Consider the following 5,963-nt stretch of genomic DNA (forward strand, 5'->3'; position numbering starts at 1 on the left):
CTTTAAGCTCCTTGAAGGGTCGTTCGAGACCAGGACGTTGATAGGCTGGGTGTGGAAGCGCAGTAATGCGTTAAGCTAACCAGTACTAATTGCCCGTAAGGCTTGTCCCTATAACCTTGACGGTTATGAGCATTACCCTGTGTATTGATGATGTACCCAACAACTTTACTTCCTCCGGATTGCAGTCGCGCGCCATAGCGCGCGACGCGACAAGTCAAAGCCTGATGACCATAGCAAATCGGTCCCACCCCTTCCCATCCCGAACAGGACCGTGAAACGATTTTGCGCCGATGATAGTGCTGCAACCAGTGTGAAAGTAGGTTATCGTCAGGCTAGTTATATAGAAAAGCCCGCCAGGGGACCTGGCGGGCTTTTCGCATTCTAAGAAAATCCCCATCAGCCTGAACGCGCTCAAGATCGCGCTCAGCGCGGATGGGGTTTTCGCGTTTAAGATACGGCTCGCACTCCCTTAACAAAAAAGGAATACGATGTCGAAATCCAATCGCAAAGTCCGGATCCTGGTCAGCGGCCTTACCCTGGCCCTGTTGTCCATGTCCGCCATCGCCGCCGAACCGGCATGGGTTACCAAAAGCAACGAGAACGCCAAGCTGCTGCTGAATGTCCTGGCCAAATACTCGCCCGAAAGCGCGAGCAGCCTGGGTGTCGATGGCTATGATGAACTGATCACCGACATGTCGCGCGACCAGTTCGAGGCGACCGCCAAGGATACGCGCGCGGTCATCGCCGAGCTGGAAAAACGCCTCAAGGCCGAGTCCGATCCGAAGATCAGGCAGGATCTGGAAATCCTGATCTCCACCGCCCAGGACCAGCTGCGCTCCGCCGCCATCAACCGCAAATACATGCTGCCCTTCACCGACGTCACGCGCCTGATGTTCGGCGTGGTGCGCCAGATGCTCGACCCCCGCATTCCCAAGGAGCGCCAGAAATCCCTGCTCGTCCGCCTTGAAAAGTACGCCGGCCTGGCCAAGGGCCACCGGCCGCTCACCGAGCTGGCCAATGAGCGCCTGCAAGAGCGCCTGAAAGCCAACAAGAACCTGCTGGGGCCGTACAAGGGCCAGGTCGAACAAGCCATCAATGACGCTCCGGCCCTGCTCAAAGGAATGAAGGACCTGCTCGCCAAGAGCGAACTGAAAGGCTGGGAAACCAGCTTCGCCGCGCTGGAAAAACAGTTGACGGCCTATAACGAACAATTGAGGACGCAAGTGCTGCCGCGCGCCCGCGCCGATCACCGCCTGCCGCCCGAAGTGTACGCGGACAATCTGCGCCAGTTCGGCGTGGACATCACGCCGCGGGAGCTGATCGCCAAGGCGCTCACGTCCTTCGCCGAGATCCGCAACCAGATGAACATCACGGCCGGGCTGATCGCGCGCGAACGCAAGCTGCCCAGCGCCGATTACCGCGCCGTCATGCGCGAGCTGAAGAAGCAGCAAATCCCGGTGGACCAGGTGATGCCGCTGTACGCCGAGCGCCTGACGCAAATCGAGGCCGCCGTGCGCGAACAAGGCATCGTCTCGCTGCCGTCCCGCAAGGCCGTGATCCGCCTGGCCAGCGCGGCCGAGAACGCGCAGCAGCCGGCGCCGCACATGAGCCCGCCGCGCCTGATCGGCAACACGGGCGAGTATGGCGAGTTCGTGCTGACCACCGGCATGCCGCCCGACGCCAGCGGCAAGTCCCTGGTGTTCGACGACTTCACCCACCAGGCGGGCAGCTGGACCTTGACCGCGCACGAGGCGCGTCCCGGCCACGAGCTGCAGTTCGCCAAGATGATCGAAACCGGTGTCTCGACCGCGCGCGGCGTGTTCGCCTTCAACAGCGTCAACGTCGAAGGCTGGGCCTTGTATGCCGAGGCCGAGATGCAGCCCTACGAACCGCTGGACGGCCAACTGTTCGCGTTGCAGGCGCGCCTGCAACGCGCGGCGCGAGCCTTCCTCGACCCGATGGTGAACCTGGGCGAGATTTCGCCGGAGGGTGTGAAATCCTTCCTGATGGACGAGGTGGGCCTGTCCGAGGGGATGGCGACGCAGGAAATGCAGCGCTACACTTTCCGCGCCCCGGGCCAGGCGACCTCTTACTTCTACGGTTACCAGCGTCTCATGGAAACGCGTCAGGCGGCGGAAGTGGCCCTGCGCCAGAAGTTCAACCGCCAGGCCTTCAACGACTTCGTGCTGGCCCAGGGGCTGGTGCCGCCGGCCTTGCTGCGCAAGGCCGTCATGCAGGAGTTCGTGCCCGCGCAGCGCTGACCTTCGCCGTCGCGCTCGATGCCCGCCGGCTCGCTGGCGGGTTTTTTTGCTCCTACGAACGAATAAAATCCTGTTGGAAAGTTGAAATTTGATTTTTACTATCGCATTGGAGCACAGCATCAAAATAAATGTCAGGGCATGTGACTATTCAGGAGAATTTGAGGAACTTTCAGGGCTAGCCTTGTCTTAATACCAGATCAAGAATTCCAATTTGATGCAAATTGGAAACAGGTGGATGTCCGCCGGGCGTCCATGGACAAAGGTATCCAGACAGGGGGCAAGCATGAGAGCAAAGCAGCAGAAGGGCGCGGTCTCGATGACCGACGATTGTGGCTGTAGCGACACCGCAGCCAAACCAGCGCAGAACGGCAGCGGCGCGTCCTACCAGATGGCCGGCGAGGGCAATCTGGGCTGGGCGGACCCGAACGACCGCGGCATGCCCGGCGTCAGCAAGCGCGGACCGCAAGACGACATGCCCTCCGGCGGCATGAATGAACGCAGCGGCGCGCGCGAGGACGACATGCCTGGCGGCGACATGGGCGGCGGCCCGGGCGGCGGCGACCCCGGCGGCGGCTCCGGCAACTACGGCGGTTCCGGTTCGGGCTCCGGCAACTACGGCGGGGGAGGCGGCAACTTCGCCTCCGGCGGCACCGACCCGCAACCCAGGGTGCGCCGCTGCGCCACCATGGATGTGCATCGACGCCTGCTGTCCACCAATCCCGAATACGCGCGCATCCGCGACACGATAGAAAACCAGGCGCTGCGTTACGAGGCGGGCGAACTCGCCTCCCAGCGCTCCGGCATCACCCGCATTCCGGTGGTGGTCCACGTGGTGTGGAACACCACCGCGCAGAACATCTCCGACGCGCAGATCACCAGCCAGATCGAGGTGCTGAACCGCGATTTCCGCCGCACCAATCCCGATGTCAGCACCACGCCGGCGCCGTTCCTGCCGCTGGCCACCGACGCGCGCATCGAATTCTACCTGGCCACCACGGCGCCGGGCGGCGCGCCCAGCACCGGCATCGAGCGCCGCCAGACCTCGGTGGCCGGCTTCTCCGACAACGACGCCGTGAAGTCGAACGCCAGCGGCGGCATGAACGCCTGGCCCAGCGACGCCTATCTGAACATCTGGGTATGCCCGCTGAGCGACAGCCTGCTGGGCTACGCCCAGTTCCCCGGCGGCCCGGCCGCCACCGACGGCGTGGTGATACTGCATTCCGCCTTCGGCACCGCCGGCACGGCGGCCGCGCCCTTCAACCTGGGCCGCACGGCGACGCACGAGATCGGCCACTGGCTCAATCTGAACCATATCTGGGGCGACGACGGCACCGGCTGCTCCGGCTCGGACAACGTGTCCGACACGCCCAACCAGGGCGGCTACAACACCGGCGCGCCCACCTTCCCGCGCGTCTCCTGCAGCAATGGCCCGAACGGCGACATGTATATGAACTACATGGACTACGTCGACGACCGCGCCATGGTGATGTTCACCGCCGGCCAGGTGGCGCGCATGCACGCCTGCCTGGATGGCGTGCGCTCCACCATCGGCACCAGCGCCGCCAGCATCCGGCCCAGCTCCTCGCCGATCGTCGCGTGGGGATCGAACCGGCTCGACGCGTTCGTGCTGGGCACCGACCGCGCCCTGTACCATAAATGGTGGAACGGCTCGGCTTGGGGACCGTCCGTCACCGGCTATGAATTCATGGGCGGCACCTGCACCAGCGTGCCGCAAATCGTCTCGTGGGGCCCGAACCGGCTGGACGCCTTCGTCACCGGCACCGACAGCGCGCTGTATCACAAGTGGTGGAACGGTTCCGCCTGGGGCCCATCGGTGACCGGCTACGAGAACATGGGCGGCATCTGCGTCGGCGACCCGCGCATCGTTTCCTGGGGACCGGACCGGCTGGATGTCTTCGTGCTGGGCACGAACCGCGCGCTGTACCACAAGTGGTGGAACGGCTCGGCCTGGGGACCGTCGCTGACCGGCTACGAAAACATGGGCGGCACCTGCGTCGGACAGCCCGAGATCGTCGCGTGGGGCCCGAACCGGCTCGACGTGTTCGTGATTGGCACCGACCGCGCGTTGTACCACAAGTGGTGGGACGGTTCCAACTGGGGCCCGTCGCTGACCGGCTATGAACGCCTGGGCGGCACCTGCACCTCGGCGCCGCGCGCGGTCGCGTGGGGGCCGGACCGGCTGGACGTGTTCGTCACCGGCACGGATGGCGCGCTGTACCACAAATGGTGGAACGGCAGCGCGTGGGGACCGTCGGTGGACGGCTTCGAGCGCATGGGCGGCGTCTGCGTCGGCCAGCCGGAAGTGGTGGCGTGGGGACCGAACCGGCTGGACGTGTTCGTCATCGGCACGGACAGCGCGCTGTACCACAAATGGTGGAACGGCGCCGCGTGGGGCCCGTCGCTCACCGGCTACGAGTACATGGGCGGCGTCTGCACCTCGCAGCCGCGCGTGGCCGCGTGGGGACCGAACCGGCTGGACGTGTTCGTCACCGGCACGGACAGCGCGCTGTACCACAAGTGGTGGAACGGCTCGGCATGGGGACCCTCGGTCACCGGCTACGAGTACATGGGCGGCACCATCTCCTCGTTCCGGCAGGGACAGGCCTTGCCCGAACCCGAGGGCGGAGGCAAGGCCCCGGTGGCGCCCGTCCCGCGGGATGTGGCACCCACGCTTGAGACGATGGGGGCGTGATGGAACCGCGGGCGCCAGGCGTGGAGGGCGGCTGGGCGCATTCGTTCGAGGAGGACGAGGGCGACATCCGGGTGTACCGTCCACGCGGCAGGTTCCCGTTCCCGCCCAGCAGGCGGGGGCGCGAAACGCTGGACTTCAGTCCCTCCGGAGGCGTCACGGCGGGCATGCCGGGCCCCGACGACAGGACCGTCCAGCAGCCCGGGGCGCCGCGTATCGAGGTCGTCGAGGCGGGACCGGATATCCTGAAGGTCAGGTTCGCCTGACCGTGGGCCCAGGCCCCGCCGGGTGATCCCGGCGGGGTTTTTCGCATTCGGGCCTTGCAAGCCGCGCCGCGGCTTGCTATAGTTCTGTCCCTCGCAACGCGGCACGCAAGTGTGGCGAAGCGGAAAAGAAAAAAGAGTTGACGAGCAGCGCAAAACACCGCATAATCTCATCTCTCTGCTGCGAACAAAACGATTCGCTGAAAACTGCAGAAAAGTTCTTTAAAAATTAACAGTCGATAAGTGTGGGCGTTTGATGATGATGCCGGAGGCGCAAGCCTCTTAGCTCAAATTATTAAACGCTCAACAAAAGAAATAAACGTGACCTCGCAAGAGGAATCGTCAGTTATTTTGATGGGCGACCACGTCGGCAACGACGTTAAACAGAGATTGAACTGAAGAGTTTGATCCTGGCTCAGATTGAACGCTGGCGGCATGCTTTACACATGCAAGTCGAACGGCAGCGCGGGGCAACCTGGCGGCGAGTGGCGAACGGGTGAGTAATATATCGGAACGTACCCAAGAGTGGGGGATAACGTAGCGAAAGTTACGCTAATACCGCATACGATCCAAGGATGAAAGCAGGGGACCTTCGGGCCTTGTGCTCCTGGAGCGGCCGATATCTGATTAGCTAGTTGGTAGGGTAAAGGCCTACCAAGGCATCGATCAGTAGCTGGTCTGAGAGGACGACCAGCCACACTGGAACTGAGACACGGTCCAGACTCCTAC

The 5,963-nt window shown here is 63.6% G+C and carries 3 protein-coding genes and 3 rRNA genes; all 6 read left to right on the forward strand.

Going from position 1 to position 5,963, the window contains the following annotated elements; translation table 11 throughout:
- A 23S ribosomal RNA gene (locus BM436_RS35580) occupies positions 1-110 on the forward strand; the annotation flags it as partial.
- A 110-nt stretch (positions 111-220) separates the two neighbouring features.
- Positions 221-333 (forward strand): 5S ribosomal RNA (gene rrf, locus BM436_RS35585).
- A gap of 155 nt (positions 334-488) precedes the next feature.
- Positions 489-2,261, forward strand: coding sequence for a DUF885 domain-containing protein (locus tag BM436_RS35590; RefSeq protein WP_093561645.1), 1,773 nt, complete (start codon positions 489-491; stop codon positions 2,259-2,261).
- Positions 2,262-2,544: 283 nt separating this feature from the next.
- Positions 2,545-4,974 carry a DUF8189 domain-containing protein gene (locus BM436_RS35595; protein ID WP_218165005.1) on the forward strand — a complete coding sequence of 810 codons (2,430 nt, stop codon included), beginning with the start codon at positions 2,545-2,547 and terminating at the stop codon, positions 4,972-4,974.
- A complete protein-coding gene (locus BM436_RS35600) occupies positions 4,971-5,237 on the forward strand; it encodes a hypothetical protein (protein WP_143133515.1) in 267 nt (88 codons plus the stop codon). Before BM436_RS35595 ends, BM436_RS35600 begins: the two co-directional genes overlap by 4 nt.
- A gap of 389 nt (positions 5,238-5,626) precedes the next feature.
- Positions 5,627-5,963 (forward strand): 16S ribosomal RNA (locus tag BM436_RS35605); the annotation flags it as partial.

The sequence above is a fragment of the Pseudoduganella namucuonensis genome (assembly GCF_900116645.1).
In the GTDB taxonomy this organism is placed as follows: domain Bacteria; phylum Pseudomonadota; class Gammaproteobacteria; order Burkholderiales; family Burkholderiaceae_D; genus Rugamonas; species Rugamonas namucuonensis.

Coding starts and splice junctions, on each gene's coding strand:
- BM436_RS35590 (WP_093561645.1), top strand. CDS start 489: ATGTCGAAATCCAATCGCAAAGTCCGGATCCTGGTCAGCGGCCTTACC.
- BM436_RS35595 (WP_218165005.1), top strand. CDS start 2,545: ATGAGAGCAAAGCAGCAGAAGGGCGCGGTCTCGATGACCGACGATTGT.